Source organism: Pseudomonas sp. R1-15 (assembly GCF_051132085.1).
In the GTDB taxonomy this organism is placed as follows: Bacteria; Pseudomonadota; Gammaproteobacteria; order Pseudomonadales; family Pseudomonadaceae; genus Aquipseudomonas.
In genome coordinates, this window is record NZ_CP071660.1 from 1433026 (window position 1) to 1447802 (window position 14777).

Here is a 14777-nt window from a genome sequence, read left to right on the forward strand (position 1 = left end):
CGCAAGTGAAGGGTTAAAAGTCAGTGAGTGGCAGGGGCCAGGTCGGCATTGCCGCCCTGGCGAAAAGTGATCAGGGTTACCAGCAGCGCCAGCACGGCCAGCGCGCCGGCGGCCAGGGGCACGGCTGTCAGGCCCAGGCCATGGTCGATGACACTGCCGCCGACCCAGGCACCCAAGGCATTGCCAATGTTGAAGGCACCGATGTTCAGGGTGGACACCAGGTTTGGCGCGGCTTTGCCGAAGGTCACCACGTTGACTTGCAGGGCCGGCACGGCGGCAAAGCAGGCGGTGGCCCAGAGGAACAGGGTGATTTCAGTCGGGATCAGCGCCACGCTGGTCCAGCTCAATACCGTGGACACCAGCGCCATGGTCAAAAAGACGCCCATCAGCGTGTTCGCCAGGCTCTTGTCCGCCAGCTTGCCGCCGATGATGTTGCCAAGCGTCAGGCCGAGGCCGATCAGGACCAGGGTCCAGGTCACGCCACGGGGCGAAACGCCGGTGACTTCGCCGAGCAGAGGGGCGACGTAGGTGAACAGCGTGAACACCGAGGCGGAGAACAACGCGGTCATGCTCAGCGACAGCCACAGGCCTGCGCCCTTGAGCGCCACCAGCTCGGCACGCATGTCGAGTTTTTCCTCGTCGCGCTTGGCCGGCAGGAAGCGGATCAGACCGATCAGGGCGATCACACCGATGACCGTCACGGCCCAGAAGGTCGAGCGCCAGCCGGCCTGTTGGCCCAGTGCGGTGCCCAGCGGTACGCCGAGCACGTTGGCCAGGGTCAGGCCGGTGAACATCAGGGCCACGGCCGAAGCGCGCTTGTTCGGCGCCACCAGGCCGGCCGCCACCACCGAGCCGATGCCGAAGAACGCACCGTGACACAGGGCAGTGACGACCCGGGCGAACATCAGTACGTTGTAGTCGCTGGCGACGGCGCAGAGCAGGTTGCCGACTATGAAGATCCCCATCAGCGCCACCAGCGCAGCCTTGCGCGGCAGCCGCGCGGTGGCCATTGCCATGAACGGCGCACCGATGGCCACGCCCAGCGCATAGCCGGTCACCAGCCAGCCGGCGCCGGGAATCGATACGCCGAGGTCCGCCGCCACATCGGGCAACAGGCCCATGATGACGAATTCCGTCGTGCCGATGGCGAAGGCGCTAAGCGCCAGGATCAAGAGTGAAAGGGGCATTTCGAATCCTTGTCAGGTCAGAGCTCTTGGCTCATTTGCTTGAGGAATTGCTGGATCACGTCCTCGTTGCGTTTGAAGAAGTGCCATTGACCGACCTTCTGGCTGGTGATCAACCCCGCCCGCTGCAACACCGCCAGATGCGCCGATACCGTGGACTGCGAAAGGCCGCAGCGCTGATCGATCTGGCCGGCGCAAATACCGAATTCATGGTTGTGCAACTGTTCGGGGAACTGGACCTTGGGGTCCTTGAGCCAGTTGAGAATGTCTCGCCGTACTGGGTGCGCCAGGGCTTTTATTATTTCGTCGAGGTCGAGGGTCATTGGGGCAGCTCTTATGTATAACGCTATATCGCGATGAGGCGAACCTTAAATCGTTGCTTCGCGATATACCAATATGTATTTGATCTGAGGGACCAACAAATCGCTATATCGGGTTATAACGATATAGGCGTGGCGATGGTAAGCTGCCCGCCATGAACTATCTCGCACACCTGCACCTCGGCGGCCCTGGCCGGGAACAACTGCTCGGCAGCCTCTACGGCGATTTCGTCAAAGGGCCGCTGCAGGGGCAATTCACTCCGCAGATCGAAGCGGCGATCGCCCTGCATCGACGCATCGACATGTACACCGATCGCCATCCGTTGGTGGATATCGCCTTGTCGCGCTTCTCCACGGTCCGCCGGCGTTATGCCGGGATCGTGCTGGATGTGTTTTTCGACCATTGCCTGGCCCGCGACTGGGCGCAGTACGGCGAAGGGCCGTTGCTGGACTTCACTTCCCGGGTCTACCAGGTGCTCGCCGCCGAAGCGCAACTGCCCGGGCGCCTGGCGCAGATCGCGCCGTTCATGGCGGCGGATGACTGGTTGGGTTCCTATAAGGAATTCGACGTGCTCGGGCAGGTGCTGCGCGGTATTTCCCGGCGCCTGTCGCGGCCCGAGGAACTGGCCGGGGCGATGGCGGAGTTGGTCAGGCTGTATGAGCCGTTGAGCGAGGATTTTCGGTTGTTCTATCCGCAGTTGCAGGATTTTGCACAGAATCAGATCACACCGCAAAATTGATATTGTGGGAGCGAGCCTGCTCGCGAAGACAGTGCATCAGTCGATAAAAATATTGGCTGACACACCGTCTTCGCGAGCAGGCTCGCTCCCACAGGGTGGGAGTTCAGAGGCTTCGGATCAAGCCGCAATCGCCGCAGGCCGTACCGGCGCTTGCTGTTTCTCTGGAATCGTTCCGAACAGCGCCTTGTGCACCGCCTGTTGCGCCTGGAACGCCAGGGCCGCGCGTTCCTGGCCGTGGCAGGCGATGGGCTTCAGCAAGTGGATTTCCACATCGCCCAGGTCATTGGCAAACAGGCGCATCAGATGTGACAGCAGGTCATCATCGCCAATGAAGGGAGCCAGCAAGTCGGGTTCGCCGTTACGCAGGTAACGGATCGCCACCGGTTGCAAGGCCACGTCGGCATCGATGGCCGCCGACAGCAGACGACCATGGAACGTGCGCAGCGAACGTCCGTCGGTGGTCGTGCCCTCAGGGAACATGAGCAGCGGATGCGCTTGCTCCAGATGGCGGCTCATCTGTTTGCGAATCAACTGGCTGTCGCCCGAGCCGCGCCGGATGAACAGGCTGCCGGCCTTGGCCGCCAGCCATCCAGCCACCGGCCAGGTGCGCACTTCGGCCTTGGACAGGAACGACAGCGGCGTGAGCATGCCCAGCAGCGGAATGTCGGTCCAGGACACATGGTTGCTGACCCACAGCATCGGCTGTTTTGGCAGGTGTCCATGAACGGTGACGCGAAAGGGCAGGGCATTGCTCAGTCGCGCCATGAAAAACCTCGACCAGCGCTGGCGGCGCACCATCGAATGGGCCAGCCCCAGGCGTTCCAGCAGCCCGAACACACTGGCCATGGCCAGGCCCAGCGCTACGACCAGCAACACGCGCGCGATTCGCGCGTACACCCGCAGCCGGCTCATCACACCGCCGCCTTGAAGTGACGGGCATAACGCGGGCAGAGTTCGTCGCGCTTGAGCAGGATGAACACGTCGGCGACCTGGAAATCCTCGTCCCAGCACGGCTCGCCGCAAATCTTCGCGCCCAGGCGCATGTACGCCTTGAGCAGCGGTGGCATCTCGGCGATGACGTTGGACGGAACGTCGAGTGCCGGCAAGGGTTTTTTCGGCACGGCTTGCAGGTGTTCGGTGCACAGGTAGCGTTCGCGCAGGCGTTGCATGATCGCCTGGGCCTGGATGCCGCCGTCTTGCATCGGAATGCTCGCGCAACCCATCAGGTAGCTGTAGCCGCCTTCATTGAGGACTTCGGCCAGTTCGCCCCAGAGCACCGCGATGGTACCGCCGTTGCGGTAGGCCGGGTCGACGCAGGTGCGGCCGATTTCCAGGATCGGACCCTGGAGATGGACCAGCCCGTGCAGGCTGAATTCTTCTTCGCTGTAGAACCGGCCCAGACTGCTGGCGGCCTGGTGGTCGAGCAAGCGGGTGGTCGCCACGAGGCGGCCGGTGTTCAGGTCGCGTACGCCGATGTGGGCGCAGTGAACATCATAGTCATCCATGTCCAGACCCAGTTCCGCGCCCTTGAGCTTGGCGTTGAATTCGCCGCTGAAGACGTTGAAGCGCAGGGCCTGTGCTTCTTGCAAGGCCTTGGCGCCAATCAGGCGTTCGGCTTGCAGGCGGCGTTCATTGCCGGTGTCGCTGATGCGGGCGATCTGAGTCATAGCGAATCTCCGTGCGGGCTTTACACCCGTCTTGGGGTGAGCCAATCGACTTTCTTTATGCAGCCATGTGTGCAAAGTCAGGCTATGTAGCCCCGGTGTCATCGCCATGAAGCTTTGGTGATGCTTATATGACAGCCCACGAGGAACCCCCATGCCTTGGCAAACCCTGATCGAACGCGGCGAGCGGTTGCCTGCCTTCATGGATCTGGCGGAAGGTCACGCGAGCTTGTTGCAACGGCTGGGGCCGGTCACGCCATTCGAGCTGGCCGTGGCCGGCGCAAGGTTGATGGCCACGCCGGGGCTGGCGTTCCTGGTGGGCTACCAGGCGGCCCTGCGGGCGCTCTGGCCAAGCGCGCCGCAGAGCCTCGGCGCCTTGTGCGCCACCGAGCAGCGCAGCCTGCGCCCGGCGGATATGCAGACCCGTCTCAGCGACTTGCGGGTGAATGGACGCAAGGATTTCGTCACCGCGGGCGATGCCGCCGAATGGCTGCTGATCGCGGCCCGAAGCGAAGCGGCCGGCGAAGCACCGCGGCTGAAGCTGGTGGTGGTCTATGGCGGAGAACCTGGAGTGAACCTGGAAAAACTCCCCGCCATCCCCTTGATGCCGGACATCGGCCATGCTCGGGTATTGCTCGATGGCGCGTTGTGCGAAGTGCTGCCAGGTGACGGCTGGGATGCCTACGTCAAACCGTTCCGTACCCTGGAAGACCTTTATGTGCTCAGTGCAATGGCTGCCTGGCTCTATGGTGTGGGCCAGGAGTGCGATTGGCCGCAGGCCTTGCAACTGCGTCTGTTGGCTTTGCTGGCGGGGTGCGCGGAGGTGAGTCGGCAAAATCCGTCCAGTGCGGCCGGGCATGTGCTGCTGGGTGGGCTGTTCGCGCAGTTCAAGGGGCTTGATGCCGAATTGAATGAGGCACTGGCTGCTGGGCCGGCGTCGTGGCGAGAAATGTGGGGGCGCGACAAAGGAGTCATGGACATCGCGGCGGGCGCGCGGGCCAAGCGGTTGGCCAAGGCGTTGGGCTAGCCTTTGGAGCGACGGGATCTATGTGGGAGCGAGCCTGCTCGCGAATAGCGGAGTGTCAGCCTGCATCCATGCCACTGATCCAGCGCTTTCGCGAGCAGGCTCGCTCCCACCGGGCGCCCTCCACACTCAAACTGTCATCAAGCCCGGCTAGGCTCTGCAGGTTAAATCCTGCGAGCCCCACGCATGTCCAGACGCTGGCTGTTGCTCCCGCTGTTGCTGTTGACCCTCACAGCCCGCGCTGAAGAGTGGCCGTCAGAACAATGGCCAACCGGCCCGACGCCCACTGGGCCGGCCCTCGAAGCGCTGGAGCAATACGCCTTTACCCAAAGGGATGACAGCACCCGCGAGGGCATCCGCACCGACGCGCTCCTGATCATCCAGGACGGCCGACTGGTCTATGAACGCTACGCCGGACCCACGACCGCCCAGACTCCGCACCTGACCTGGTCCATCAGTAAAAGCCTGCTGGCGACAATCTTCGGCGTGGCCTACGGCGAAAGGCTGTTTGCCCTGGATGATCTTGCTGCCAAGTACTACCCGCCGCTGCAGCGACACCCGGACATGACCCTGGCCGATCTGTTTCATTGGACTTCCGGCCTGGACTGGCAGGAAGACTACGAATACGCGCCACTCAACTCCTCGGTCGTGGCGATGCTCTACACGCGGGGGCGCCACGACATGGCGGCGTTCACTGCCGCGAGCACAAGCTTCGGCCCGCCCGGGCAAGTGTTCCGTTACTCCAGTGGCGACAGCAACCTGCTGGCGGCGGCGCTGAAAACCATCGTCGGCCCGGCGCGCTATGCCGATTACCCCTGGACGGCCCTGTTCGAACCGCTGGGCATCCGCCACGCGACCTGGGAAACCGACGCCAGCGGCACGTTTGTCGGGTCGTCCTATGCCTACCTCACGGCGCAGGACCTGGCGCGTGTCGGCTTGTTGATGCAGCGCGATGGCCGCTGGGGCGACCGGCAACTGGTGCCGAAAGACTGGATAGCATTCAATCGCGAGCCTTTCGCCGGTTTCCAGGCGGGACAGGACGAAGCCGTGCCTGGCGGGCATTGGTGGCTCAATCGCGGTGCCGACGCCACCCTCCGCCCATGGCCTGACGCACCGCCGGATACGTTTGCCGCGCTCGGTCACTGGGGCCAGGCGCTGTATATCATTCCCAGCGCCAGGCTAGTGATCGTGCGCTACGGCGATGACCGCGACGGCAGCTACCGCCACAACGAATTGCTCAAGCGCGCCATGGCGGCCTTCGCCGGGGCGGTACGACCATGAGACGCAACGTGTTGCTCAGCCTGGCGTCGGTGCTGCTCATTGCCCTGTTCGGTTGGGTCTGGCTGGAACGGGTGGCCCTGCAGGCCTTTCCCGGCATTATCAGCGCGTACACCGCCAAGGAGTATTGCTCGTGCCGCTATGTGATGCGGCAGCCAGCCGAGTATTGCCGGGGCTACGTGAAGCAGTCGGTTCCCGTCAGCGATTTTTTCGAGACCGTTGAAGCCAGACGCGTCACCGTCAGCGGGTTGGGGCGTAGCCACAGTGCGCGCTGGATCGGCGAGCGGCAGGGGTGCCGGTTGGAACCCTGAATGCTGATTCAAGGACTGCCTTTGTGGCGAGCCAAGGCAGTTGTCGAAACCGACAGTTTGCAATCGCCCTCGTCCCGGTTAAGGTTCGCCACAGGTTTCTCTGCCCTCCGAGTCTGTATGTTCAAGCGGTTTCTCCCCCACGCTGTCATCACGTTGCTGCTGGCCTGCGCCGCATTGCCGGCCCAGGCCGATTGGTACCTGGACGGCGAATCGTCGCGGCTTTCGTTTATCAGCAGCAAAAACGGCAATGTGTCCGAGGTCCAGCGCTTTCTGGTGCTTCATGGCCAGGTCCAGCCCAAGGGCCTGGCGCGGCTGGAGGTCGAGCTGGAGTCCATTAACAGCGGCGTCCCGCTGCGGGACGAACGCATGCGCGCCGAGCTGTTCGAGATCAAGCAGTTTGCCGAAGCCACCGTCACCGCGCAGCTTGACTTGATGCCGATCCAGGACCTGGCCAACGGCGCACAGTTGGAGCTGCGCCTGCCGGTAACGGTGGACCTGCATGGCAAGCAGCACGAATACAACGTGCAACTGCTGGCGACGCGCCTGGATGAGCGACGCTTCCAGGTCGTGACCCTGGAGCCGGTGGTGCTCAACGCGGCGGATTTCGGCCTGGCGCCGGGCCTGGAAAAGCTGCGCGCACTGGCCGGATTGTCGACTATCAGCCTGTCGGTGCCGGTGAATGCGGTGCTGATCTTCACGGCGCGCTGACATGAGCGGTCCGGTATTCCCTTGGCGCGAAGGCAATCGCTTCGAGTTGCTGATCGACGGTCCGCAGTTCTTTCCGCGCATGCTGGTGGAAATCGCCCGCGCCCAGGAGCAGGTGGAACTGGAGCTGTATCTGGTGGAGGCGGGCGCTTGCGCCGAGGCGATGGTCCAGGCGCTTGTCCAGGCCGCCGAGCGGGGTGTTCGCGTGCGCTGCCTGTTCGACGACTACGGCAGCCTGGCGTTTACCCTGGGCCTGCGCAATCGCCTGGTCGAGGCAGGTGTGGAGCTGCGGTTCTACAATCGCCTGAGCTGGCGTCGCTGGGTGCGCAATCTTTACCGCGACCATCGCAAGCTGCTGCTGGTCGATCAGCGCCTGGCGGTGGTCGGCGGCACCGGGGTCACCGACGAATTCTGGAACCCTTTGGAAGACCAAAGCGACTGGCACGAGGTGATGGTGGAAATCGTCGGCCCGCTGGTGCTCGACTGGCAGCTTCTGTTCGACCGCCAGTGGCTCGCCAACCGCCATCGTCGGGCCTGGAAACCGGCTTCCAATTTCGGCTTGCCGCGCTTGCCCCGTGTTCCGCCGGTGGGCGAGGGTATGGGCCGGGTGGCCTATGCCGACGCCCGCCAGCACCGCGACATCCTGCAATCACTGTCCCGGGCGTTAAACAGCGGCCAGAAACGTATCTGGATGGCCACGCCGTATTTCCTGCCGACCTGGAACGTGCGTCGCTCCTTGCGCAAGGCCGCCGCTCGGGGCGTCGATGTGCGTCTGCTGCTGACCGGCCCGCGCACCGATCACCCCTCCGTGCGCTACGCCGGCCACCGTTATTACCCGCGCCTGCTCAAGGCCGGTGTGAAGATCTATGAATACCAGCCATGTTTCCTGCATTTGAAAATGGTGCTGGTGGACGATTGGGTCAGCATCGGCTCGTGCAATTTCGATCACTGGAACCTGCGCTTCAACCTGGAGGCCAATCTGGAAGCACTGGACTCAGGACTGAGCAAGGCCGTGGCGGCCAGTTTTGAGCGCGATTTCGACCAAAGCCTGCAAGTGAGTCTCGACGCCTGGCAGCGTCGGCCGCTGTGGAAGCGCGTCAAGCAACGGTTGTGGGGATGGGTGGACCGGCTGGTGGTGAATCTGCTGGATCGACGGGGTTAGTCCAGACACCACAGATACAACTGTGGGAGCGAGCCTGCTCGCGAAAGCGGTCCGACAGTCAATGATGCAGTGACTGAAGGATCGCCTTCGCGAGCAGGCTCGCTCCCACAGGGGCATTGCGGTGCGGCTGGCTCAGAGCAATTCGAAACTCTGCTGCTTCACGTCCTGGGAATCCAGGCCGATCTGCACGTTGAACTTGCCCGGTTCAGCGGCGTACTTGAGCTGGGCGTTGAAGAACTTCAGGTCGTCTTCGGTGATGGTGAAGTGGATGACTTTCTTCTCGCCGGCCTTGAGCATCACCTTGCGGAAGTTCTTCAGCTCTTTCACCGGACGGATGATCGAGCCGGTCACGTCCTGGATGTACAGCTGCACCACGGTTTCACCGTCACGCTCGCCGGTGTTTTCCAGGGTGATGCTGGCGTCGAGCTTGCCGGTCTTGTTCAGCGTGGTGGACGACAAGGCCATGTCCGACAGGTTGAACGTCGTGTAGCTCAAGCCATAGCCGAACGGGTAGAGCGGGCCGGTGGTGTCGTCGAAATATTGCGAGGTGTAGTTGCCCGGCTTGCCCGGCGTGAACGGCCGGCCGATGCTCAGGTGATTGTAGTAGGTAGGAATCTGCCCGACCGAGCGTGGGAAGGTGATCGGCAGCTTGCCCGACGGGTTGTAGTCGCCGAACAGCACGTCAGCAATGGCGTTGCCGCCTTCGGTGCCGCTGAACCAGGTTTCCAGGATCGCATCGGCTTGCTGTTGTTCTTCCAGCAGCGACAGCGGACGGCCGTTCATCAGCACCAGCACCAAGGGTTTGCCGGTGGCTTTCAGGGCTTTGATCAGCTCGCGCTGGCTGGCCGGGATGTTCAACTCGGTGCGGCTCGAGGACTCGTGGGACATGCCACGGGACTCGCCCACGGCGGCCACGACCACGTCGGCTTCCTTGGCGGCTTTCACCGCTTCATCGATCAGCACCTGGGCCGGGCGCGGGTCATCCACCACTTCCGGTGCGTCGAAATTGAGGAAGTTGAGGTAGTCGAGCACCTTCTTGTCGCCGGTGATGTTGGCGCCACGGGCGTAGATCAGCTTCGACTCGCCGCCCAGCGCACGGGCCATGCCGTCGTACACGGTGACCGACATGGCCGGGCGACCGGCGGCGGCCCAACTGCCCATCATGTCGATCGGCGCCTTGGCCAGCGGACCGACCAGGGCGATCTTCGCGGTCTTCTTCAAGGGCAGGGTCTGGTTGCGGTTTTCCAGCAGGACCAGGCTGCGGCGCGCCACGTCACGGGCATCGGCGCGATGCATGCGGCTGTCGGCATAGACGTCGGCCGGGTCATCCTCGGCCTTGCCGATGCGCAGGTACGGGTCCTTGAACAGGCCCATGTCGTACTTGGCGGCCAGCACTTCACGCACCGCGTTATCAAGATCGCTCTGCTCGATTTCGCCAGCCTTGAGCAGTCCTGGCAGCTCTTTGCCGTAGAGCGAGTCGTTCATGCTCATGTCGATGCCGGCCTTGATCGCCAGTTTTGCCGCTTCGCGACCGTCCCGGGCGACGCCATGCTTGATCAACTCGAAAATCGCCCCGTGGTCGCTGACGGCCAGGCCCTTGAAGCCCCATTCCTTGCGCAACAGGTCGTGCATCAGCCAGGTGTTGGCGGTGGCCGGCACGCCGTTGATGGAGTTCAGCGCGACCATCACCCCGCCTGCACCGGCGTCGATAGCGGCGCGGTAGGGCGGCAGGTAGTCCTGGTACATTTTCACCGGGCTCATGTCCACGGTGTTGTAGTCCCGGCCGCCTTCCACCGCGCCATACAGGGCGAAGTGCTTGACGCTGGCCATGATGCTGTCGGCGGCGTTGGCGCCGCTGCCCTGGAATGCCTTGACCATCACCCCGGCAATGCGCGACACCAGGTAAGTGTCCTCGCCGAAACCTTCGGAGGTGCGGCCCCAGCGCGGGTCGCGGGAAATATCCACCATCGGCGCAAAGGTGATGTCCAGGCTGTCGGCCGCCGCTTCCTTGGCCGCGATACGGCCGGAGCGGTAGATGGCGTCCATGTCCCAGCTTGAAGCCAGGGCCAGGGGAATCGGGAAAATGGTCCGGTGGCCATGGATCACGTCATAGGCGAAGAACATCGGGATCTTCAACCGGCTGCGCATGGCCGCGTCCTGCATCGGACGGTTTTCGTCGCGGGTGATGGAGTTGAACGTACCACCGATGTTGCCCGCGGCGATTTCCTTGCGAATCATCTCCCGGGGCATTTCCGGGCCGATGCTGATCAGGCGCAGTTGGCCGATCTTTTCCTCGAGGGTCATTTGCTTCATCAGGTTGCTGATGAAAGCGTCCTTGTTATCTATGGGGGCTGGCAGGTTGTCGGCTAATACAGGTTGAGTGGCCAGGGTGACAAACAGGCCCAGCAGACACAGCTTCTTCATGAATGGTTTTCTCGCAAGCCTAAAGGGCGGTGAACAGGACACGCCGGTCAGCCTGAATGTGAGGAGCGGCTATTGTTGTTCGGGTGTATCCGGATAAATGCAGCACACTTTCGAACCCATGGGGATGAACTAAGTTTCGCACCGGGCATCTTTTAGCCCATCGACCCGATTCAATCCAGTGCGGCGGCGATTATGCCCCAGACGCCGGTAAGATAGGTGGCGGTGTTTTTTTAATGCAATGCAAGGGAGCGCTCGATCCGATGAATCCACGACTGAACCACCTTCGCGGCCTGCAAATGCTGGCCCTGATGCTGTTCACCACGCTGTTGGCCGGTTGCGGCATCAATAACATCCCGACGCTGGACGAGCAGGCCAAGGCGGCCTGGGGCCAGGTGCAGAACCAATACCAACGCCGCGCCGACCTCATCCCTAACCTGGTGGAAACCGTCAAGGGTTATGCCCGGCATGAGCAGGAAACCCTGACCGCAGTCATCGAAGCGCGGGCCAAGGCCACCTCGATCCAGGTCGATGCCAATACCTTGGACAATCCGGAAAAACTCAAGCAGTTCCAACAAGCCCAGGACCAGTTGAGCGGGGCGTTGAGCCGCTTGATGGTGGTGTCCGAGCGCTACCCGGACCTGAAGGCCAACCAGAACTTCCTGGCCTTGCAATCGCAACTCGAAGGCACCGAGAACCGCATTGCCGTGGCGCGTCGCGACTTCATCCTGGCGGTGCAGAAGTACAACACCGAAATCCGCACGTTCCCCGGCCGCCTGTGGCACAGCGTGATGTACAGCGACTTGCCGATCCGCGAAACCTTCGAGGCGACCAGCCCGAATGCCGAAAAAGCGCCTGAGGTGAAATTCTGATGAAGCAGCTTCAAGTTTCAAGCTGCAAGCTTCAAGCTCAGGCAACGCGTACTGCTTCTGCTTGCAGCTCAAGGCTTGGAGCTTGGGGCTTGACGCTGCTTGTGCTGTTGCTCTGGGTGTTCGCAGTTACGGCCCAGGCCGAATTGAAGTTCCCGGCATTGACCGGGCGGGTGGTGGACACCGCCCAGATGCTGGAGCCCTCGGTGCGCACGCAACTCGATGCGCAACTCAAGGCCCATGAGCAGGCCACCAGTGAACAGGTGGTTGTCGTCACCCTGCCGGACCTGCAGGGCGCCAGCATTGAAGACTTCGGTTACCAACTAGGCCGCCACTGGGGCATCGGGCAAAAGGATAAAAACAACGGCGCGCTGCTAATCGTCGCCCGCGATGACCGTAAACTGCGGATCGAAGTGGGGTACGGCCTGGAAGATCGGCTGACCGATGCCCAGAGCTCGGTCATCATCAATCAAGTCATCACTCCGGCATTCAAGACGGGAAATTTCAACAAGGGCATCAGCGACGGCGTCGCGGCGATGCTTGTGGTGTTGGGCGGCAGTCCGCTGGATGAGCCAGCCCCTGCGTATGACGTGGGAGGGCAGGGTGAGGGCGACTTCATCGACCGGCATGCGGGGCTGATAATCTTCCTGGCGATGCTGCTCATCCTGACGATAGGCGTTTGCCAGGTGCTTGGTATCCTGCCGAGCAGTGGCGGTTCCGGCGGTGGCAGCTCCAGAAGCGGCGGTGGCGGTTTCGGCGGCGGCGGTGGCGGTGGCTTCAGCGGTGGCGGTGGCAGTTTTGGTGGCGGCGGTTCGTCGGGCGGCTGGTGAGCATAATAATGAGCAGGCATTTTTGACATGGCATTACTGACTGAACTCGAACAACGCAAGGTGGCCGAGGCCATTGCCCGGGTCGAGCGCGACACCGATGCCGAACTGGTGACGGTGCTCGCTGCCCGCGCCGACGACTACGCCTACATCCCACTGCTCTGGGCCAGCCTGCTGGCCTTGGTGGTGCCCGGCGTGGCGCATTACCTGACGGGCTGGCTGACCACGCACAGCTTGCTGTTGGTGCAGTGGGGCAGTTTCATCGGGTTGTGCCTGCTGTTTCGCCTGCCTGCTATCACCACGTACCTGATCCCTCGCTCAGTACGTCACTGGCGAGCGTCGAACCTGGCGCGCCGGCAATTTCTCGAGCAGAACCTGCACCATACGGTGGACGGCACAGGCATGCTGATTTTCGTTTGCGAGGCCGAGCGGTATGTGGAAATCCTGGTGGACGAGGGCATTTCCAAGCGACTCGACAATAAGCATTGGGAGGCGATTGTCGCGGCATTTACCCAGCAGGTTCGCCAGGGCCAGACGTTGCAAGGCTTTGTGACGTGCATTGAAGCCTGCGGCGAACTGCTCAAGGCGCATGTGCCGGTGACCCATGCGCGCAATGAGTTGCCGAATCGGTTGGTGGTGCTCGGTTGACACTATTTTCTGCCGGACACCGTTGTGGCGGGAGCGCCTTTGTGGCGAGGGAGCTTGCTCCCGCTGGAGCGCGAAGCGCTCCCCATCGGTCTGAAGGTTGAGTCAGGCCTGGAGTCAGGCGACTGCTTCGCAGTCGAGCGGGAGCAAGCTCCCTCGCCACGAAAGCCTGGCTGACCATGAAGATGGATTCTCGCTTTTGCACCGTTGGGGAAATTCCCCGTGCCCTGGCCTCCCATCCCCCCTAAAATACCCGCCATTCCCGATCCGCCCGCCCCGAGGCCGCTTTTCCATGTCCGTCACTGCAACTTCCGCCCGTCCCGCGCCGGATCACCACGCCCAGTTCATCGAGCTGTTGCAGGCCAGCCTTGGGCAGAACGCCTTCATCAAGCTCGTGCTGGCCAAATACGTCGGTGACGAAGCCGATCTGCAGCGGCTGATCATCAAGCAACTGACGGTCAAGGATCAGCCGTGCCTGTCCTTCGTCTACCGCTACAAGACGCGCGACATCACCAAGAATTTCCCGCTGGTCGAAGGCGTTGAGACGGTCGCCGCGCTGTTGCCGGCCTCGTTCAAGAACGCACATCTGCTGGCAATCACTGACGAGGCGCAGCTGGAGTACAGCAAGAAGGGCAAGAGCTCGTTGTTCAAGAGCAAGCCCCAGCAGCTGCGGGAAGTGCCGTCCGCGGGGCACAACCGTGAGAAAAACCGCTTCCTCGATCTGAGCCGGCCGTTCCTCGCCGACCTGGGCGTGACTAACCACAAGCACGAGCTGATTCCGGCGATGTCGCGCAAGTGGAAGCAGATCAACAAGTTCATCGAAGTCTTCAGCCACGCGTTGACGTCTTCGCCGCTGGCGCTGGACAAACCGGTGCGGGTCGCGGATTTCGGCTCGGGCAAGGGCTACCTGACGTTCGCCATCCATGATTACTTGCGCAACACCTTGCAGGCCGAGGGGCTGGTGACAGGCGTCGAATTGCGCGAGGACATGGTCAAGCTGTGCAACGAAGCCGCCGCGCGGCTAGAGCATCCGGGCCTGGAGTTCCAGCACGGTGACGTGCGCAGCGTCGCGCCGCGTGAAGTGGACGTGATGATCGCCCTGCATGCCTGCGACATCGCCACCGACTACGCGATCCACATGGGCATCCGCTCGGGGGCCTCGATCATCATGTGCTCGCCGTGCTGTCATAAGCAGATCCGCCTGCAGATCCAGAGCCCGGCGCTGCTCAAGCCGATGCTGCAATATGGCCTGCACCTGGGCCAACAGGCGGAAATGGTCACCGACAGCCTGCGGGCGCTGTACCTCGAAGCCTGTGGCTACGAGACCAAGGTGTTCGAGTTCATCTCCCTGGACCACACCAACAAGAACAAGATGATCCTGGCGGTCAAGCGCGCCGAGCCGGTGGATCCTGCCGAACTTCTTGCCAGGATCGAAGAGCTCAAGGCGTTTTACCACATCACCGAACATTGCCTGGAAACGCTGCTGCGGGCTGACGGCTACCTCGCCTGACAGTTTGCCCGCCCCGAACCCTGTGGGAGCGAGCCTGCTCGCGAAAGCATTATTTCAGCCAGTAGTTACTGAGCTGACACACCGCCTTCGCGAGCAGGCTCGCTCCCACAGGTTCAT

At 62.4% G+C, this 14777-nt stretch carries 15 protein-coding genes; 10 read left to right on the forward strand and 5 right to left on the reverse strand.

The features are described from left to right. Window positions 1-20: 20 nt before the first annotated feature. Window positions 21-1187 carry an MFS transporter gene (locus J3P97_RS06230; protein ID WP_305496263.1) on the reverse strand — a complete coding sequence of 389 codons (1167 nt, stop codon included), beginning with the start codon at window positions 1185-1187 and terminating at the stop codon, window positions 21-23. A 17-nt stretch (window positions 1188-1204) separates the two neighbouring features. Further along, window positions 1205-1507 carry an ArsR/SmtB family transcription factor gene (locus J3P97_RS06235; RefSeq protein WP_014336977.1) on the reverse strand — a complete coding sequence of 101 codons (303 nt, stop codon included), beginning with the start codon at window positions 1505-1507 and terminating at the stop codon, window positions 1205-1207. A gap of 152 nt (window positions 1508-1659) precedes the next feature. Between J3P97_RS06235 and J3P97_RS06240 the strand changes: the two genes are divergently transcribed. Then, entirely contained in the window at window positions 1660-2244 is a 585-nt protein-coding gene (locus J3P97_RS06240) for an ACP phosphodiesterase (RefSeq protein ID WP_434603020.1), read from the forward strand. Window positions 2245-2361: 117 nt separating this feature from the next. Here J3P97_RS06240 and J3P97_RS06245 read toward each other — a convergent pair whose 3' ends face one another. Both J3P97_RS06245 and olsB read right to left on the reverse strand, forming a co-directional pair. Then, a complete protein-coding gene (locus tag J3P97_RS06245; protein WP_434673687.1) occupies window positions 2362-3156 on the reverse strand; it encodes a lysophospholipid acyltransferase family protein in 795 nt (264 codons plus the stop codon). Then, a complete protein-coding gene (gene olsB / locus J3P97_RS06250) occupies window positions 3156-3911 on the reverse strand; it encodes an L-ornithine N(alpha)-acyltransferase (RefSeq protein ID WP_305496260.1) in 756 nt (251 codons plus the stop codon). The genes J3P97_RS06245 and olsB overlap by 1 nt, the downstream gene beginning before the upstream one ends. 151 nt (window positions 3912-4062) lie before the next feature. On the opposite strand from olsB, the gene J3P97_RS06255 reads away from it, so the two are divergent. The 5 genes from J3P97_RS06255 (at window position 4063) to J3P97_RS06275 (ending at window position 8388) form a co-directional block, all read left to right on the forward strand. Then, complete coding sequence (locus tag J3P97_RS06255; RefSeq protein ID WP_434673688.1) at window positions 4063-4935, forward strand: acyl-CoA dehydrogenase; 873 nt, start codon at window positions 4063-4065, stop codon at window positions 4933-4935. Window positions 4936-5118: 183 nt separating this feature from the next. Next, window positions 5119-6213, forward strand: a complete 1095-nt coding sequence (locus J3P97_RS06260; protein ID WP_434673689.1) for a serine hydrolase domain-containing protein — start codon at window positions 5119-5121, stop codon at window positions 6211-6213. Next, window positions 6210-6521: an amidase gene (locus J3P97_RS06265; RefSeq protein WP_434603023.1), complete on the forward strand. Its 312-nt coding sequence runs from the start codon at window positions 6210-6212 to the stop codon at window positions 6519-6521. Before J3P97_RS06260 ends, J3P97_RS06265 begins: the two co-directional genes overlap by 4 nt. Before the next feature lie 117 nt (window positions 6522-6638). Beyond that, complete coding sequence (locus J3P97_RS06270) at window positions 6639-7229, forward strand: YceI family protein (protein ID WP_434673690.1); 591 nt, start codon at window positions 6639-6641, stop codon at window positions 7227-7229. Between the two features lies 1 nt (window position 7230). Then, window positions 7231-8388, forward strand: a complete 1158-nt coding sequence (locus J3P97_RS06275; RefSeq protein WP_434569525.1) for a phospholipase D-like domain-containing protein — start codon at window positions 7231-7233, stop codon at window positions 8386-8388. Window positions 8389-8520: 132 nt separating this feature from the next. On the opposite strand, the gene bglX is transcribed toward J3P97_RS06275, so the two are convergent. Then, a complete protein-coding gene (gene bglX / locus J3P97_RS06280; protein WP_434673691.1) occupies window positions 8521-10812 on the reverse strand; it encodes a beta-glucosidase BglX in 2292 nt (763 codons plus the stop codon). 260 nt (window positions 10813-11072) lie between these two features. Between bglX and J3P97_RS06285 the strand changes: the two genes are divergently transcribed. From J3P97_RS06285 to J3P97_RS06300, 4 genes are all read left to right on the forward strand, one after another. After that, window positions 11073-11681, forward strand: coding sequence for a LemA family protein (locus J3P97_RS06285; protein WP_305496253.1), 609 nt, complete (start codon window positions 11073-11075; stop codon window positions 11679-11681). An 89-nt stretch (window positions 11682-11770) separates the two neighbouring features. Beyond that, window positions 11771-12508, forward strand: a complete 738-nt coding sequence (locus J3P97_RS06290; RefSeq protein WP_434673692.1) for a TPM domain-containing protein — start codon at window positions 11771-11773, stop codon at window positions 12506-12508. A 27-nt stretch (window positions 12509-12535) separates the two neighbouring features. After that, on the forward strand, window positions 12536-13153 hold the full coding sequence (locus J3P97_RS06295; RefSeq protein WP_434673693.1) for a TPM domain-containing protein: 618 nt from the start codon (window positions 12536-12538) through the stop codon (window positions 13151-13153). A 289-nt stretch (window positions 13154-13442) separates the two neighbouring features. Further along, a complete protein-coding gene (locus J3P97_RS06300; protein WP_434569521.1) occupies window positions 13443-14660 on the forward strand; it encodes a class I SAM-dependent methyltransferase in 1218 nt (405 codons plus the stop codon). The last annotated feature ends 117 nt before the right edge of the window (window positions 14661-14777 follow it).

Bases quoted from the DNA above. Each gene is read 5' to 3' on its own strand.
- J3P97_RS06240 (WP_434603020.1), top strand. From the start codon at position 1,660: ATGAACTATCTCGCACACCTGCACCTCGGCGGCCCTGGCCGGGAACAA.
- J3P97_RS06255 (WP_434673688.1), top strand. From the start codon at position 4,063: ATGCCTTGGCAAACCCTGATCGAACGCGGCGAGCGGTTGCCTGCCTTC.
- J3P97_RS06260 (WP_434673689.1), top strand. From the start codon at position 5,119: ATGTCCAGACGCTGGCTGTTGCTCCCGCTGTTGCTGTTGACCCTCACA.
- J3P97_RS06300 (WP_434569521.1), top strand. From the start codon at position 13,443: ATGTCCGTCACTGCAACTTCCGCCCGTCCCGCGCCGGATCACCACGCC.
- J3P97_RS06235 (WP_014336977.1), bottom strand. From the start codon at position 1,507: ATGACCCTCGACCTCGACGAAATAATAAAAGCCCTGGCGCACCCAGTA.
- J3P97_RS06295 (WP_434673693.1), top strand. From the start codon at position 12,536: ATGGCATTACTGACTGAACTCGAACAACGCAAGGTGGCCGAGGCCATT.
- J3P97_RS06285 (WP_305496253.1), top strand. From the start codon at position 11,073: ATGAATCCACGACTGAACCACCTTCGCGGCCTGCAAATGCTGGCCCTG.
- J3P97_RS06230 (WP_305496263.1), bottom strand. From the start codon at position 1,187: ATGCCCCTTTCACTCTTGATCCTGGCGCTTAGCGCCTTCGCCATCGGC.
- J3P97_RS06245 (WP_434673687.1), bottom strand. From the start codon at position 3,156: ATGAGCCGGCTGCGGGTGTACGCGCGAATCGCGCGCGTGTTGCTGGTC.
- olsB (WP_305496260.1), bottom strand. From the start codon at position 3,911: ATGACTCAGATCGCCCGCATCAGCGACACCGGCAATGAACGCCGCCTG.
- bglX (WP_434673691.1), bottom strand. From the start codon at position 10,812: ATGAAGAAGCTGTGTCTGCTGGGCCTGTTTGTCACCCTGGCCACTCAA.
- J3P97_RS06265 (WP_434603023.1), top strand. From the start codon at position 6,210: ATGAGACGCAACGTGTTGCTCAGCCTGGCGTCGGTGCTGCTCATTGCC.
- J3P97_RS06275 (WP_434569525.1), top strand. From the start codon at position 7,231: ATGAGCGGTCCGGTATTCCCTTGGCGCGAAGGCAATCGCTTCGAGTTG.
- J3P97_RS06270 (WP_434673690.1), top strand. From the start codon at position 6,639: ATGTTCAAGCGGTTTCTCCCCCACGCTGTCATCACGTTGCTGCTGGCC.